The sequence below is a fragment of the Amycolatopsis sp. PS_44_ISF1 genome, from assembly GCF_032335455.1.
Lineage (GTDB): Bacteria > Actinomycetota > Actinomycetes > Mycobacteriales > Pseudonocardiaceae > Amycolatopsis.
Genome location: NZ_JANUXO010000001.1, coordinates 2,157,860 through 2,171,961, shown reverse-complemented (window position 1 = coordinate 2,171,961; position 14,102 = coordinate 2,157,860). Strand labels below are relative to the sequence as shown.

Sequence of the window (14,102 nt, the reverse complement as noted above, 5' to 3'; positions counted from 1 at the left end):
CACGATGTGCCCATCCAGCGAGGTGCCCATGAACGCGACAGCCAGCTCCACCGCCGCCGTCCGGCCGTTCCCGTGGTTCCATTCGCTGGGGCGCAAGGGCCGACGTGCCTTCGCCGGCGCCTTCGGCGGCTACGGTCTCGACTCGTTCGACTACCAGACCCTGCCCTTCGGCCTGGCCGCCATCACCGCCTACTTCGGCCTCTCCTCGGGTGAGGCGGGTCTGCTGGGCACGACCACGCTGGTGGTGTCCGCGATCGGCGGCATCGGCGCCGGCGTGCTGGCCGACCGGATCGGCCGCGTCCGCACCCTCCAGCTCACCATCGCGCTGTACACGGTCTTCACCGTGCTCTGCGGGTTCGCGCCGAACTTCGAAACGCTGCTGGTACTGCGCGGATTGCAGGGTCTCGGCTTCGGCGGCGAGTGGGCGGTGGGCGCCGCGCTGGTCGCGGAGTACTGCCGGCCCCGGTACCGCGGCCGGACCGTGGCGTTCGTCCAGAGCGCCTGGGCGGTCGGCTGGGGCCTGCTGGTGGTCGTCTACACGGTGCTGTTCAGCGTGCTCGACGAAGCCGTCGCGTGGCGGGTGCTGTTCTGGGCCGGGGTGATCCCGGCGCTGCTCGTGCTGTGGGTGCGCCGCAGCGTGGAGGACGCCCCGGCGGTCACGCAACGCCGGGAGCGGGCCCCGGTACGGGGCTCGCTCGCCGGGATCTTCCGCCCGCGCCTGCTGCGCACGACGTTGTTCGCCGCGCTGCTCACGACCGGTGTCCAGGGTGGGTACTACACGCTGTTCACCTGGCTGCCGAACTACCTGAAGGCCGGCCGCGGCCTGTCCGTGGTCGGCACCGGCGGGTACTTCGCACTGCTCATCCCGGGTGCGTTCGCCGGTTACGTCTGCGGCGGGTACCTCACGGACCTCTTGGGGCGCAAGAAGACCTTCCTGCTCTTCTCGGTGCTCTCGGCGGCGCTGATCCTGCTGTTCGTCCAGCTGCCCTACGGGGCGAACGGGTTGATGCTGCTGATCAGCTTCCCGCTCGGCTTCTCGACTTCGGCGATCTTCAGCGGCTTCGGCGCCTACCTCGCGGAGCTGTACCCGAGCGAGCTGCGCGCCACCGGGCAGGGCTTCACGTACAACTTCGGCCGCGCGGTCGGGGCGGCGTTCCCGGCCGTGGTCGGGTTCATGGGGGCGGGCGGCGCGATCGCGCTCGGCGCCGTCGGCTACGCCATCGCGGCGCTCGCGCTGCTCGGGCTGCCCGAGACGCGGGGCACCGAACTCCCGGAGAGCCCCGCGGCCCAGGAGGGATCATGACCGCCTTGGACGATCCGGCGAAACTGACGCCGCCGGCCGCTCGCGCCCGGTTCCGCGCCGGCGCCGAACAGCCCACCACGGGCTGGGCGGACGGGTACACCCAGACGAACCTGATCGCCGTCCCGCAGGACTGGGCCGAGGACGTGCTGCGGTTCTGCCGGCGCAACCCGCAGCCCTGCCCGCTGCTCGACGTCAGCGATCCCGGTGACCCGGCCACGCGGCTCGCGCCCGGCGCGGACCTGCGCACCGATCTGCCGCGCTACCGGATCTGGCACAACGGCGTGCTCACCGGCGAGGTCACGGACACGACCGGGCTGTGGCGCAGCGACATGGTGGCGTTCTCGATCGGCTGCAGCTTCACGTTCGAAAGCGCGCTGCGGGCCGGTGGCGTGCCGCTCCGGCACATCGAGCAGGGCCGCAACGTCGCGATGTACGTGACCGACCGGCCGTGCGAGCCCGCGGGCCGGTTGCACGGGCCGCTGGTGGTGTCGATGCGGCCGATCCCGGCCGAGCGGGTCGCGGACGCGGTGCGGCTCACCGCCGTGATGCCCGCGGTGCACGGCGCGCCGGTGCACCTCGGGGATCCGGCGGAGCTGGGCATCGACGACCTGACGCGGCCGGACTTCGGTGAGTACGCGGTACCGGAGCCGGGGGACGTGCCGGTGTTCTGGGCCTGCGGGGTGACTCCGCAGGCGGCGCTGATGGCCACACGGCCACCGTTCGCCATCACGCACGCGCCGGGGTACATGCTCGTGACGGACAAACTCGACCGCGACTACCGGGTGGACTGAAATGGATCTCAACAGCGACCTCGGCGAGGGCTTCGGCGCCTGGAAGATGGGCGACGACGAAGCCCTGCTCGACATCGTGACCAGCGCGAACGTCGCCTGCGGCTTCCACGCGGGCGACCCGGGGGTGATGCGCCGGGTGTGCGAGCGCGCGGCCGAGCGAGGCGTGACGATCGGCGCGCACGTCGGCTACCGCGACCTGGCGGGCTTCGGCCGGCGCGCGCTGGACATCGCCCCGGAGGATCTGGCCGACGACGTGCTGTACCAGATCGGCGCTCTCGACGCCTTCGCGCGCGCGGCGGGCAGCCGGGTCCGTTACGTGAAGGCGCACGGGGCGCTGTACAACACGGCGGCGGTGGACCCGGACCAGGCGGCGGCGCTGGTCGAGGGCGTGCGGCGGTACGACTCGCACCTGGCCCTGCTGGGCCCGCCGGATTCGAAGATGCTGCACGCCGCCGTGGCCGCGGGTGTCACCGGCCACGCCGAGGCGTTCGCGGACCGCGCGTACACCCCTTCGGGACAACTGGTGTCGCGCAAGGAACCGGGCGCGGTCCTGCACGACGCTTCGGAGGTGGCCGCGCGCGCCGTCACGATGGCGACGAGCGGCGAAGTGCTGGACGTTTCCGGCGGAAAGCTGACCGTGCGCGCAGCTTCCCTGTGCGTGCACGGGGACACACCGGGCTCGGTGGAGCTGGCGCGGCGGATCCGGGAGTCGTTGGAGTCCGCGGGCGTGACGCTGGCGCCGTTCGCCTGACTTCGCATCGGCCCGGGGAACGGCTCACAACCCCGAAACCCGCAACGTCAGGTTGAGCCGCCCCGTCAGTCCCAGCTCCGGCTCCGCCGTGCCGGGCAGCGTCTTCGGCACACCGTGGTACGCCAGCCGCGAAGGGCCGCCGAAGACGAACAGATCGCCCGAACGCAGTTCGACATCGGTGTACGGCCGGTTGCGGTGCTCCGGGTTGCCGAACCGGAACACGCACGCGTCGCCGAGGCTGAGCGACACCACCGGGGCCGGCGAGCGCTCCTCCTTGTCCTGGTGCAGGCCCATTTTCGCGGTGGCGTCGTAGAAGTTCACCAGCGCGACGTCCGGGTGGTAGTCCTCGGCGGGGCCGGCGTAGGCGTCGGCCAGCGCGCGCCTGCCGAGCTCGCCCAGCCAGCCCGGGAACGGCAGCACGGGCGAGCCGTCGTCCACCGTGCGCGTGTACCGGTACGGGCGCCAGTGCCAGCCCAGGCAGACCGTCCGCACGGACATCACGCCGCCGCCGGGCAGGCGCGTCGCGCGGTAGCCGCGCCAGCCGCGGCAGGCCGCGACCAGTTCGCGTTGCTCATCGAAGCCCAGCCAGTCCGGCACGTGGACCGCGCCCGGCGCGACCTCCCGGCGGGGGCGGGGCAGCAGCTCCATCACTTCGCCTCCCGAGGGAACTCGACGACCGGGAACTCGGCTACCGGGAACTCGACGACGGTGACCCCCGCCTGCGCCGGCACCGGATCGTTCATCGCCTCGAGCGCGGCCGGCACGTCGTCGAGCCCGATCCGCCGTCCGACGAGCGCCGCGAGGTCGATGCCGGCCGTCTCGACCACCCGCAGCAGCTCCGGGTACTCGTGCGCCGGCAGCCCGTGGATCCCGACGATCTCCAGCTCACCGCCGATCACCCGGTGCATCGGGATCGGCGCGACGCCCTGCTCCGGCGGCATCAGCCCGGCCTGCACGTGGCGGCCCCGCTTGCGCAGGCTGCCGACGGACGCGGCACACGTCTGCGGCGCCCCGAGGCAGTCGAGCGAAACGTGCGCGCCGCCGCCGGTCAGGTCGCGGACGTGCGCGGCCAGCGTCTCCGGCCCGTCGAACGCGCTCGCGTCGACGCTGAGCACGGCGCCGGAGCGTTGCGCCAGCGCCCGGGCGGGCGGCGAGACGTCCACGGCCACGACCTTCGCGCCCGCAGCCGCGGCCAGCAGCACCGCGGAAAGGCCGACGCCGCCGCAACCGTAGACCGCCACCCACTGCCCGGCGCGCACGCCGCCCTGGCGCAGCACGGCGCGGAACGCCGTCCCGAACCGGCAGCCGAGGGCCGCCGCCGCGAGCGCGGACAGCCCGTCCGGCAGCGCGACGAGGTTCGCTCCGGCGTGTTCGATGGCGACCAGCTCGGCGAACGAGCCCCAGTGCGTGGCCCCGGGCTGGAACTGGTCGTCGCAGATCTGCTGGTCACCGCGGGCGCACTGGGCGCAGACCCCGCAGGCGCACACGAACGGGACGGTCACCCGCGCACCGACCGCCCAGCCGCGCACCCCTTCGCCGACCGCGGCGATCCGCCCGGCCAGCTCGTGCCCGGCGACGTGCGGCAGCGAGACGTCCGGGTCGTGCCCCTGCCAGGTGTGCCAGTCGCTGCGGCAGACCCCGGTCGCCTCCACCGCGACGACCACCCCGCCCGGCGGCGCGACCGGGTCCGCCACCTCGGCCACCCGGGGCAGCCGTCCGAACTCCTCGATCACCACGGCACGCATACGCCCGATGGTAGGACGGCGGCCGGGCCGGGCGGCGGTCCGGCCGGTGCCTCAGCCGGGTGGCGGGTACGGCCCGCGGGACCGGGGCGGGCCCAGCAGCCGCCGCAGCGCTCCGGGCGGCACGCCGAGGATGTCCTCCAGATATCCCAGTGCCAGCAACGATTCCGGGCGCTCCGGGCGGCAGCGCCCGGACTGCCAGTGGCTCAGCGTCGCGAGGCTCAGGGACACCCCGCGGCCCCGCAGCCGGTACCTGATGCGCTCCAAACCGAGCCCGCGGGCCCGGATGGCCGCCCGCAGGGCTTCGGCGAACGGGCCCGCCTCGAGCAGCCGCCCGAGTTCCCGTTGCGCCGGCTCCCCCCGGTCGGCTGTCGGTGTCCGCTGACCGGTCATGCCCCACGCTCCGCACCACGTCGGTTCGAAAACCTCGCTTCGAAAACACCGGAGCGTAGGCCGGTGCCGGGCTTGATCGGAAGGGCCCTCACCCAGGTGCACGCAGTGATCGGACGATCGCGGCGGGAGGTTCCGCCTGGCCGGAATTGCCCGTGACGCAGCAAATCCCCCATTGCTCCCACCGCCAGCACGGACCGAGAGGTGTCCACAGTGGAGCCGATCCGGCCGGGCCGGTCGGCGGTGCCCATCGAAGCGAAACGGCTTCACGTTTCCCGGCGCGCGGCGGCGCGCCCCTCCGGTGTGCGGCGTCACCGCGCAGCAGCCCCCGGACCGCGGGTCAGCGCACCGCGACCGAAAGCGCCTGCGCGATCTCCTTGCCGATGGCGTGGGTGGCGGCCTCCGGCGGCTGGCCGACCTTGACCACCAGCGGTCCGCCGAACGGCTGGCGCTCGACCACCTCGATGCGCTCGCCGAGGCCGATCGCGTGCTCGGTCAGGTAGCGCAGCAGTTCGGGGTCGGTGTCCCAGACGCGCACGATCTCACCGACCGCGCCCGGCTCCAGATCGTCGAGGATGTGCGTCGGCAGCTCCTCGACGCTGCCGTCCGCGGCTGGGATGGGGTCGCCGTGCGGATCGCGGACGGGGTTGCCGAGCTTGGCCGCGATGCGCTCGACCAGGCGGTCGGAGACGGCGTGCTCGAGGGCGTCGGCCTCGGCGTGCACCTCGTCCCAGGTGTAGCCGAGCTCGGAGACCAGGTAGGTCTCGATCAGCCGGTGCCGGCGCAGCACGGACCGCGCGAGCAGCCGCCCCTCGGCGGTCAGCTCGATGCCGCGGTAGGGCACGTGCGCCACCAGGCCGAGCTGGGAGAGCTTCGTGACCATGCCCGAGGCCGAAGACGGGCTGACCTCGAGCCGTCCGGCCAGCGACGCGTTGGTGACCGGCTCACCCCGCTCGACCAGCCCGTAGATCACCCGCACGTAGTCCTCGACCGACGACGACCTGCGCCCGGAACCATCTCCCATGCCGCATACGATACGGGGCCCGGCCCGGTCAGGGCCGCCAGCGGTACCGGATCCAGCCGGGCACGGGCTCCGCGCCCAGCTTCGCGTAGAACGCTTCGGCCTTCTCGTTGCCGGCCTGCATGTCCCACTCGACCCGGCCCGTGGTGCGCGCGCGCAGGGCGTCGAGCAGCTCCCGGCCGAGGCCGTGGCGACGGTGCTCGGGCCGGATGAACAGGTCGTCCAGCCAGATGCCGGGGCGGGCCTGCCAGGTGGAGAAGTTCCAGCTGCAGAAAGCGAACCCGGCGACCAGGTCCGGACGCCCGGGCGGGGTGGCGATCAGCACCCAGGCCTTCGGCTCCGGCCCGAACAGGTGCCCGCCCATCTCCCCGCGGTCCAGCTTCAGATCGTGTTTGTCTTCGTAGACGGCGTGTTCTTCGATCAGGGCGCAGATTTCCTCGGTGTCTTCGGACACGGCTTCGCGCACGGGCATGGGTGAGCAGCCCCTTTCTGTCAGCGGTGGTGGTTGGGTGGGTGAGCTGGGCCACGACCGTTCACGGTGCCTCGTAACGCAGTTCACCGTCGATCGCCGTGGCCAGTACGCGAAGTTCGTCCATTGTGGACTCCTCCAGCGGGTTGCCCGAGAGCACGGCGAAGTCCGCCAGCTTGCCCGGGGTCAGGGTGCCGAGGCGGTCTTCCGCGAAGGTCGCGTACGCGGAGCCGTAGGTGTACGCCCGCAGGGCCTCCGCGGGGGTGATCGCTTCCTCGGGGGAGAAGGGGGCGCCCGTCGAGGTGCGGCGGCGGACCATGTCGGCCAGGGCCGGCAGGGGTGCGCCGTTCACCACGGGGCGGTCGGAGCTGGCGGGCAGGACCACGCCCGCGTCCAGGACGCTGCGCAGCCGGTAACACCACGGCACCCGGTCTTCGCCCAGGGCCGCCCGCATACCGTCGCCCAGTTCGTTCACGAAGCGGCCCTGGGGCGAAGCGATCAGGCCCAGCGAAGCCAGCCTCGTCAGCTCCGCGGGCTGTAGAACCGCGCAGTGCTCGATGCGGTGGCGGTGGTCTGCGCGTGGCGAAGCGGCCAGCGCGGCTTCGTACGCGTCGAGCACCACCGTCACCGCTCGATCGCCGATGGCGTGGGTCGCGATCTGCCAGCCGGCGTCGTGGGCCCGGCGGATGGTGCGGGCCAGCTCGTCTTCGGGGACCTGGAAGTAGCCGCGGTTCTCCGGCTCGCCCGCGAACGGCGAGTGCATCGCGCAGGTCCGCCCGACCAGTGACCCGTCGGCGAACAGCTTCATCGGGCCGATGCGCAGCCAGTCGTCCCCCAGACCCGTGCGCAGGCCCAGGTCCAGGCCGAAACCGGCGCCGTCGGGCAGTTCGTGCAGCACGCTCGCGGCCACCATCACCGTGCTGCGCACCCGCAGCACCCCGCGCGAGCGCGCGAGCTGGTAGGCGGCCAGCTCGGCCGGGGTCTCGCCGACCAGGCCGCCGCCGATCCCGGCCTCCTGCACGCTCGTGATGCCCTCGGCCAGGAACTGCTGCCCGGCCCGGTCCAGTCCGCGGACCACGGACTCGACCGGCGTCGGGTAGGTCAGCGGGCGCAGCAGCAACTGGGCCTGCTCGCGCAGCAGCCCGGTCGGGTCGCCTCCGGCGTCGAACACCACGTCGCCGCCCACCGGCACGTGAGCCAGGTCGAGCCGGTCGAGCACGGCCGAGTTGACCACCGTCATGTGCCCGGAGGTGTGCTTGAGCCGGACCAGCATCCCGGGCGCGGCCCGGTCGAGGCCGTGCCGGTCCGGATGCCCGCCGGCCAGCTTGTTCTGGTCGTACCCGCTGCCGATCACCCAGCTCCCGGCGGGCAGCTCGGCCGCCCGGCGCGCGACCGCGTCGTAGACCTCCTCGACGCTGCGGCAGCCGCTCAGCGGCACGTCGTCCAGGCCCATGCCGTACCAGGCCATGTGGTTGTGCGCGTCGTGGAAACCGGGCACCACGTACGCGCCGCCGAGGTCGACCCGGCGGCGCGCCGAAAGCTCCTCGGCCTCCTCGCCCAGCGCCACCACCCGGCCGTTCAGCACGGCCAGCGCGCTCTCGCCGGTGATCACGTGGGCGTTCTCGTAAACCGCGTCGACCCGCATGCGGGGAACACTATCGATCGATCGATCGAACGTCTAGGCTCGCCCCCATGAGCACCGTGGACCTGACCGTCGAAGGCGGCATCGCGCAGATCCGGCTGAACCGGCCCGAGCGGCTGAACGCCGTCGCCCCCGTCCTGGTGGACGACTTCCTCACCGCGCTGGACGGCGTCGCCCGCAGCGACGCCCGGGTGGCCGTGCTGTCCGGCCACGGGCGGGCCTTCTGCGCCGGGCACGACCTCAAGGAGCCGGCGCCGGAGGGCGATTCGCGCGCCCGGCTCGACCGGCTCCAGGACGTCACCCGGCGGCTGCGCGCGCTGCCGCAGCCGGTGATCGCCGCCGTGCACGGGTACGCGATCGGCGCGGGCGCGGAGTTCGCGCTGGGCTGCGACCTGGTGCTGGCGGCCGAGGACGCCGTGTTCGCGTTCCCCGAGGTTTCGCTCGGGCTCAGCGTCACCGGCGCCGCGTCTCGGCTGCTGCCGCTGCTGGTCGGCCCGATGAAGGCGAAGGAACTGCTGCTGCTGGGCGAGCGGTTCGACGGCCGCCGCGCGCACGACCTCGGACTGGTCAACGCCGCCGTCCCGGCCGCCGAGCTGATGACGCTGGCCCAGGGCTGGGCCGAGAAGATCGCGCACCACCCCCCGGAGGCCGCCACCATGGCCAAGCGCGCGCTCGACGCCGGCGTCGACCACGCCCTGGAGTCGGCGCTGGAGCTGGAGGTCAACCACGCGCTGGTGACCGAGCACTCGGCCGCCGTCCGCGCGTCCACCGAGGCGTTCCGGAGCCGTTCGTGACGCCCGCACAGGTGATGCCGCTCACCCAGGCCGACACCTTGGTGAAGCTGGTCACGCGAGCCGCCGCGCTGTGGCCGGAGCGCACCGCGTGGGTTTTCGACGTGACCGGCGAGCGCCTGACCTTCGCCGAGGTCGACGCCCGCAGCAGCGCGTTCGCCGCGTCGTTGCACGGGCTGGGCGTGCGCCCGGGCGACCGGGTGGCGGTGATGCTGCGCAACCAGCCCGAGTTCCCGTTGCTGTGGCTCGCGCTGGCGAAGCTCGGCGCGGTGCTCGTGCCGGTGAACACCAGCTACCGCGAATTCGACGGCGCCCACGTGCTGCGCCACTCCGGCGCGCGCTTCGCCGTCGCCTCCGGTGAATTCGTCGAGCTGCTGCGCCGGATCGCGCCGGACACCGCGCTGGAGCACGTGCTCACCCCGGACGAGCTGCCGGCCGCCGGGCCGGTCGAGCCCGGGCCGGTGGTCGCCGAGCAGCCGGTCAACCTCCAGTACACCTCCGGCACCACCGGCGCGCCCAAGGGCTGCGTGCTGCCGCACCGCTACTGGACCACGCTGGCGATCGGGCTGGCCGGCGACTTCCCGGCGGTGGGCGAGGACGACGTGCTGCTGACCGCCCAGCCCTTCCACTACATCGATCCACAGTGGAACGTCGCGCTCGGGCTCGCGGGCGGGGCCACCCTCGTGGTGGCCGACCGGTTCCACCCGTCGACCTTCTGGGCCAAGGTCCGCGAGCACGGCGTCACCTGGTTCTACTGCCTCGGCCTGATGCCGGCCCTGCTGCTGCGCCAGCCGCCGCACGAGGACGACCGCCACCACCGCGTGCGCGCGGTCTGCGCGTCCGCCATCCCGCGCGAGCTGCACGCGGAGCTGGAACAGCGCTGGGGCGTGCCGTGGTACGAGGCGTTCGGCATGACCGAGACCGGCGGCGACCTCCGGGTGTCCGAGGCCGATCACGATGCCGCGGTCGGCACCGGCTGCATCGGCCGCCCGACCCGCGACCGGGAGGTGATGATCGCCGGCGAGGACGGAAAACCGCTGCCGCGCGGGGAAACCGGTGAGCTGCTCATCCGCGGCCTCGGCCTGATGCACGGCTACCACGAAGACCCCGAAGCGACCGCGCGCGCGTTCGCGGACGGCTGGTTCCACACCGGCGACCTGGCGAGCATGGACGCCGAAGGCCGCGTGTACTTCGTCGGCCGCACGAAGGACATGATCCGGCGCAGCGGCGAGAACGTCTCGGCCGACGAAGTGGAGCGCGCCCTGCTGCTCCATCCGGCGGTACGGCTCACCGCCGTGATCGCGGTGCCGGACGAGCTGCGGGGTGAAGAGGTGAAGGCGTACGTCGTGTGCGAAGGCGATCCGCCGGAACCCGCCGCACTGGCCGAGTTCTGCGCGGAGAAGCTGGCCTACTTCAAGGTGCCGCGCTTCTGGGCCTTCGCCGAAGACCTGCCCATGACGCCTTCCGAGCGGGTGGCGAAGGGCGAGCTGCGCAAAGCGCCGGACCTGCGCGCCGGGGCCTGGGACCGCAGCACCGGGCAGTGGCGGTGAGCAGCGCCGGGCGGGTGCACGCGGCGGCGGTGAAACTGTTCGCCGCCAAGGGATTCCACGGCACCGGGATCCGGGACCTGGCCCAGGAGGCCGAGCTGTCTTCGGCTGGCCTCTACCACTACATGGGCACGAAGGAGGACCTGCTCGTCGAGATCATGACGACCTCGCTGCGGCGCCTGCTCGACGCCGCGGCGAAGGCCACCGCCGGGGCGGGCGATCCGGTGTCCCGGCTGCGCACGCTGGTCGCGCTGCACGTGCTCGCGCACGCGGTCCAGCCGGCCGAAACCCGGGTGGTGGACAACGAAGTCGACGCGCTCTCGGACGCGGCCCGTGCCCGCGTCGTCGCGCTGCGGGACGAGTACGAGGACCTCTGGGCCCAGGCCATCGAGGACGGTGCCGCCGCCGGGGTGTTCCACACCGGGCACCCGGCCGTGACCAGGCTGGCCCTGCTGGAGATGTGCAACGGGGTGGCGCGCTGGTACTCGCCCCGCGGTCCGCTGCCGCTGGAAGGACTGGCCGCCCACTACGCGGAATTGGCGTTACGGGCACTGGGGTTCGGGGGTTCGGTGACCGTGGCCGAGTTGCGGCCCTGCCTCGAAGTGGTCGCCCAGGTGTGGGACGTGCCTGTTTAGCGGCGCTTTTAGCGGCCTACGCCTTGCTCGAACGGCGAACGTGGGGGACGCTCGAAGGGTGACTGAGCAAACGATCCAACTCGAACTGGACGACTCGGGTCTCGCACCAGGTCTGCCCGCCCCGGCCCACCCCCGCGATCAGGTCCAGGACGTGCCGTATCGCCCGGTCGAGTTTCGCGACGACGATCTGCCGACCGCACTGCAGCGTTGCGCCGTGTGGCTACGTCAGGCTCAGGAGTGGCTCGGCGAACCGCTCGACGTGCTCGCGATCCACCTCGACTACGACGACCGGCAGGGATCGCCCTACTACGACCTGAAGGTGCTCTGCAACGAGGAGGACCTGGCGGGCGTGCCGATCGCCATGCGCAACAAGACCGACTAGCCCCACGGACCCCGGAGCAGGCCCCCGTCGATGTGGACGGGGGCCTGCTTCGTGCCCGGGACGACTGGGGTCCCCCAGTACCTCGTAGGTCACCGTGACAACCGGCGTCCGGCCCGGGAGGATCAGGGGGTGGACGAGGAGGGTGCCAGGTGACGGAGATCGTGGTCCGCTGGTCGCGGCCATTGCCCGAGGAGGACCGCTTCCTGCGGCTGCTCGACGAGGTCGAGCGCGGCCGGCACGGGGCGTACCGGCTGGAGCTGGACCAGCGCCGGTTCCTGACCGGCCGGGTGCTGGCGAAGACGCTCGCGGCCGAGCGGCTGGGGGTGCCGGTGGAAACGGTGGTGTTCGACGCCACCTGCGAAGACTGCGGCAAGCCCCACGGCCGCCCCCGGGTGCCGGGCGCGGACCTGGTGCTGTCGATCTCCCACTCCGGTGAACTGATCGGCGTCGCGGCGACCGGTGGCGTGCCGGTGGGCCTCGACGTGGAGCGCTCGAACCGCCCGGCCGACGCCGGGCTGATCGACTACGCGCTCAGCCCGGCCGAGCGCCAAGCCGTGGCGGGGCTGTCGGAAGACGAGCGCTCGGCGGCGTTCTTCATCTACTGGACCCGCAAGGAGGCCGTGATGAAGGCCACCGGCAAGGGTCTGAAGATCCCGCTGCAGAGCATCACCTTCTCGCCGTACGACGCCCCGGCGGAGCTGCTCGCCTCGGGTGACCCGGCGCTGGACCCGGCCACCACGCGGCTGGCCGATCTCAAGGCCGCCGACGGCCACCGCGCCGCCGTCGCCGCGCTGGCGTCCGACGAGCTGGTGGTCACCGAGGAGAACTGGCTGCCCTGACCGCTCGGGTCCGGGCCGGTGACGACCGGCCCGGACCCGGTCCCGAGCTCAGTCCAGGCCCATGGCGGCCAGCAGGGTGCGGAGCTTGGCCACGGTCTCGTCGAACTCGGCCTGCGGGTCCGAGGCCGCGACGATGCCGCCGCCGGCGTAGAGCCGCATGGTCGAGGAGGCGATCTCGGCGCAGCGGATGGCGACGGCCCACTCCCCGTCGCCCGCGGCGTCGACCCAGCCGACGGTACCGGCGTAGTACCCGCGGTCGAACGGCTCCAGCTCCTGCACCAGCTCCCGCGCGACGGCCGTCGGCGTGCCGCAGATGGCGGGAGTCGGGTGCAGCGCGGCCGCGAGGTCAAGCGCCGTGACCTCTCGGTCGGCCAGCTCGCCGGTGATCGCGGTGCGCAGGTGCCAGATCGCCGGGGTCGAGACCAGTTCGGGCGCGTCGGGCACGTCGAGCTTCCGGCAGAACGGCCGCAGCGCCTCCACCACGTACTCGATCACCACCGCGTGCTCCTCGTGGTCCTTGCCCGAGGCGAGCAGGGCCGCACCGTTCGCCCGGTCGAGGACGGGGTCGGCCGAGCGCGGCATGGACCCGGCGTGCGGGGTGGTGAACACGGAGCGGCCGGCGCGGGAGAGCAGCAGCTCGGGCGTGGCGCCGACCAGCGTGCGCCCCCCGGGCAGCTCGGCGGCGTAGGTGAAGTGGCGCGGGTTGCCCGCGGCCAGGTTGCGCACGATCCGCTCGACCGGGATCGGGGCGTCGAAATCGAGGTCCAGCGCCCGGGCGAGCACGACTTTGCGCAGGTCACGCTCGCGCAGCGCGGCGACGGCGGCGAGCACGTTCGCCTTGTGACCCGCCTCGGAGGGCACCTCGCGGGTGGCCGAGGGGGCGGGGAGGTCTTCGGTGCGCGTGTCTTCGGCAGGCGCGATGGATTCGGCCTGGGCGCGGTGCACGGTCCGCGGCAGGACCAGGTGGCCCGGCGTCCAGCTGGCCGGGCCGGTGTCGAAGGGCAGCGCCCCGACCGCCAGCGGCGCGCCGGATCGCTCCAGCTCCGCGGCCACCGCACGGGCCAGCCGCCGCGGGTCGGTGTCGGTGACGGTTCCGTTCGCGCCCTGGGCGAGCACGGCCCGCCGGGCGGTCGCGAACAGGAAGTCGCCCCGCTGGTAACGGGCCGTGGTTTCGACCGGGCTCGCCGGTGCGGTACTGGTCGTCACCACCCCAGCGTTCCAGGATCCGGGAGCCCCGCGGGGAAAGTGTTGCCAGAAGAACACCTTCCGGCGTCCGGCCGCACCTTCCCCGCGGTTCGGTGGAACCGGGTTACTTGAGCGCGTCGATCAGCGCTTCGCGCTGGCGCTCGCCCAGGCCCGCGGCCCGGCGGTCGGGGTCGATGCCCGCCTGCTCGAGCAGGGCGGCGACCTTGACCGCGCCCAGGCCGGGCACGGCCTTGAGCAGCTGGGTGACCTTCGTCTTCCCGATGGTCTTGTTCTCCTTGGCCTGCTTGAGCACCTTCTCGATGCTCTCCTTGCCGGACTTGATCGACGCGAGCAGCTCCGAACGTGCCTTACGAGCCTCTGCCGCCTTGGCGAGGGCGTCGGCGCGCTGCTCCGGAGTCAACGTGGGCAGAGCCAACGTAGTGTCCTTTCCTCTCAGGTCTCCGCTTACGCGGCCGACGGCTTTTCCGCGTTGCTTGCAAGTGCAAGCGCTGGCCAGCCGTCTCTTACCACGGCCCCAGTAAACGCCACGCGTCCCGAGCGCGCGCAACCGACACGCACTTATCACCCGCCGACCACCCGTGAGACGAGCCACC

At 72.9% G+C, this 14,102-nt stretch carries 16 protein-coding genes; 8 read left to right on the top strand and 8 right to left on the bottom strand.

Annotated features, from left to right (window positions below; translation table 11 throughout):
* Positions 1 to 28: 28 nt before the first annotated feature.
* The 3 genes from NYF13_RS09945 to NYF13_RS09935 are packed head-to-tail and all read left to right on the top strand — an operon-like array spanning position 29 to position 2,845.
* The gene (locus NYF13_RS09945) at positions 29 to 1,303 is read left to right on the top strand and encodes an MFS transporter (RefSeq protein ID WP_315655790.1); all 1,275 of its coding nucleotides are present in this window, start codon (positions 29 to 31) and stop codon (positions 1,301 to 1,303) included.
* A complete protein-coding gene (locus NYF13_RS09940) occupies positions 1,300 to 2,094 on the top strand; it encodes a putative hydro-lyase (RefSeq protein ID WP_315655789.1) in 795 nt (264 codons plus the stop codon). The genes NYF13_RS09945 and NYF13_RS09940 overlap by 4 nt, the downstream gene beginning before the upstream one ends.
* A 1-nt stretch (position 2,095) precedes the next feature.
* On the top strand, positions 2,096 to 2,845 hold the full coding sequence (locus NYF13_RS09935) for a 5-oxoprolinase subunit PxpA (RefSeq protein ID WP_315655788.1): 750 nt from the start codon (positions 2,096 to 2,098) through the stop codon (positions 2,843 to 2,845).
* A 24-nt stretch (positions 2,846 to 2,869) separates the two neighbouring features.
* On the opposite strand, the gene NYF13_RS09930 is transcribed toward NYF13_RS09935, so the two are convergent.
* The 6 genes from NYF13_RS09930 to NYF13_RS09905 form a co-directional block, all read right to left on the bottom strand.
* Positions 2,870 to 3,493, bottom strand: coding sequence for an alpha-ketoglutarate-dependent dioxygenase AlkB family protein (locus NYF13_RS09930; protein ID WP_396286872.1), 624 nt, complete (start codon positions 3,491 to 3,493; stop codon positions 2,870 to 2,872).
* A complete protein-coding gene (locus NYF13_RS09925) occupies positions 3,493 to 4,590 on the bottom strand; it encodes an alcohol dehydrogenase catalytic domain-containing protein (protein ID WP_315655786.1) in 1,098 nt (365 codons plus the stop codon). Before NYF13_RS09925 ends, NYF13_RS09930 begins: the two co-directional genes overlap by 1 nt.
* A 51-nt stretch (positions 4,591 to 4,641) precedes the next feature.
* Positions 4,642 to 4,980 (bottom strand): transcriptional regulator, encoded by a 339-nt coding sequence (locus tag NYF13_RS09920; RefSeq protein WP_315655785.1) that lies wholly within the window; start codon positions 4,978 to 4,980, stop codon positions 4,642 to 4,644.
* A gap of 337 nt (positions 4,981 to 5,317) precedes the next feature.
* Positions 5,318 to 6,001: a metal-dependent transcriptional regulator gene (locus tag NYF13_RS09915; RefSeq protein ID WP_315655783.1), complete on the bottom strand. Its 684-nt coding sequence runs from the start codon at positions 5,999 to 6,001 to the stop codon at positions 5,318 to 5,320.
* A 28-nt stretch (positions 6,002 to 6,029) separates the two neighbouring features.
* Positions 6,030 to 6,470, bottom strand: a complete 441-nt coding sequence (locus tag NYF13_RS09910; RefSeq protein ID WP_315655782.1) for a GNAT family N-acetyltransferase — start codon at positions 6,468 to 6,470, stop codon at positions 6,030 to 6,032.
* Positions 6,471 to 6,531: 61 nt separating this feature from the next.
* Positions 6,532 to 8,112 carry an amidohydrolase gene (locus NYF13_RS09905; RefSeq protein ID WP_315655781.1) on the bottom strand — a complete coding sequence of 527 codons (1,581 nt, stop codon included), beginning with the start codon at positions 8,110 to 8,112 and terminating at the stop codon, positions 6,532 to 6,534.
* 47 nt (positions 8,113 to 8,159) lie between these two features.
* Between NYF13_RS09905 and NYF13_RS09900 the strand changes: the two genes are divergently transcribed.
* The 5 genes from NYF13_RS09900 (at position 8,160) to NYF13_RS09880 (ending at position 12,303) form a co-directional block, all read left to right on the top strand.
* Positions 8,160 to 8,903, top strand: coding sequence for an enoyl-CoA hydratase/isomerase family protein (locus NYF13_RS09900; RefSeq protein WP_315655780.1), 744 nt, complete (start codon positions 8,160 to 8,162; stop codon positions 8,901 to 8,903).
* 14 nt (positions 8,904 to 8,917) lie between these two features.
* The gene (locus tag NYF13_RS09895; RefSeq protein ID WP_315657291.1) at positions 8,918 to 10,450 is read left to right on the top strand and encodes an ATP-dependent acyl-CoA ligase; all 1,533 of its coding nucleotides are present in this window, start codon (positions 8,918 to 8,920) and stop codon (positions 10,448 to 10,450) included.
* The gene (locus NYF13_RS09890) at positions 10,447 to 11,082 is read left to right on the top strand and encodes a TetR/AcrR family transcriptional regulator (RefSeq protein WP_315655779.1); all 636 of its coding nucleotides are present in this window, start codon (positions 10,447 to 10,449) and stop codon (positions 11,080 to 11,082) included. The genes NYF13_RS09895 and NYF13_RS09890 overlap by 4 nt, the downstream gene beginning before the upstream one ends.
* Before the next feature lie 58 nt (positions 11,083 to 11,140).
* Complete coding sequence (locus NYF13_RS09885; RefSeq protein WP_315655778.1) at positions 11,141 to 11,464, top strand: hypothetical protein; 324 nt, start codon at positions 11,141 to 11,143, stop codon at positions 11,462 to 11,464.
* A 149-nt stretch (positions 11,465 to 11,613) separates the two neighbouring features.
* Positions 11,614 to 12,303: a 4'-phosphopantetheinyl transferase superfamily protein gene (locus NYF13_RS09880; protein ID WP_315655777.1), complete on the top strand. Its 690-nt coding sequence runs from the start codon at positions 11,614 to 11,616 to the stop codon at positions 12,301 to 12,303.
* 48 nt (positions 12,304 to 12,351) lie between these two features.
* Here the strand turns inward: NYF13_RS09880 and NYF13_RS09875 are convergent, their stop codons facing one another.
* Both NYF13_RS09875 and mihF read right to left on the bottom strand, forming a co-directional pair.
* Positions 12,352 to 13,509 carry an isochorismate synthase gene (locus NYF13_RS09875; protein WP_315655776.1) on the bottom strand — a complete coding sequence of 386 codons (1,158 nt, stop codon included), beginning with the start codon at positions 13,507 to 13,509 and terminating at the stop codon, positions 12,352 to 12,354.
* Between the two features lie 103 nt (positions 13,510 to 13,612).
* A complete protein-coding gene (mihF, locus tag NYF13_RS09870) occupies positions 13,613 to 13,924 on the bottom strand; it encodes an integration host factor, actinobacterial type (RefSeq protein ID WP_026468624.1) in 312 nt (103 codons plus the stop codon).
* Positions 13,925 to 14,102: the final 178 nt, after the last annotated feature.

Bases quoted from the DNA above. Each gene is read 5' to 3' on its own strand.
- NYF13_RS09945 (WP_315655790.1), top strand. From the start codon at position 29: ATGAACGCGACAGCCAGCTCCACCGCCGCCGTCCGGCCGTTCCCGTGG.
- NYF13_RS09940 (WP_315655789.1), top strand. From the start codon at position 1,300: ATGACCGCCTTGGACGATCCGGCGAAACTGACGCCGCCGGCCGCTCGC.
- NYF13_RS09935 (WP_315655788.1), top strand. From the start codon at position 2,096: ATGGATCTCAACAGCGACCTCGGCGAGGGCTTCGGCGCCTGGAAGATG.
- NYF13_RS09930 (WP_396286872.1), bottom strand. From the start codon at position 3,493: ATGGAGCTGCTGCCCCGCCCCCGCCGGGAGGTCGCGCCGGGCGCGGTC.
- NYF13_RS09925 (WP_315655786.1), bottom strand. From the start codon at position 4,590: ATGCGTGCCGTGGTGATCGAGGAGTTCGGACGGCTGCCCCGGGTGGCC.
- NYF13_RS09920 (WP_315655785.1), bottom strand. From the start codon at position 4,980: ATGACCGGTCAGCGGACACCGACAGCCGACCGGGGGGAGCCGGCGCAA.
- NYF13_RS09915 (WP_315655783.1), bottom strand. From the start codon at position 6,001: ATGGGAGATGGTTCCGGGCGCAGGTCGTCGTCGGTCGAGGACTACGTG.
- NYF13_RS09910 (WP_315655782.1), bottom strand. From the start codon at position 6,470: ATGCCCGTGCGCGAAGCCGTGTCCGAAGACACCGAGGAAATCTGCGCC.
- NYF13_RS09905 (WP_315655781.1), bottom strand. From the start codon at position 8,112: ATGCGGGTCGACGCGGTTTACGAGAACGCCCACGTGATCACCGGCGAG.
- NYF13_RS09900 (WP_315655780.1), top strand. From the start codon at position 8,160: ATGAGCACCGTGGACCTGACCGTCGAAGGCGGCATCGCGCAGATCCGG.
- NYF13_RS09895 (WP_315657291.1), top strand. From the start codon at position 8,918: ATGCCGCTCACCCAGGCCGACACCTTGGTGAAGCTGGTCACGCGAGCC.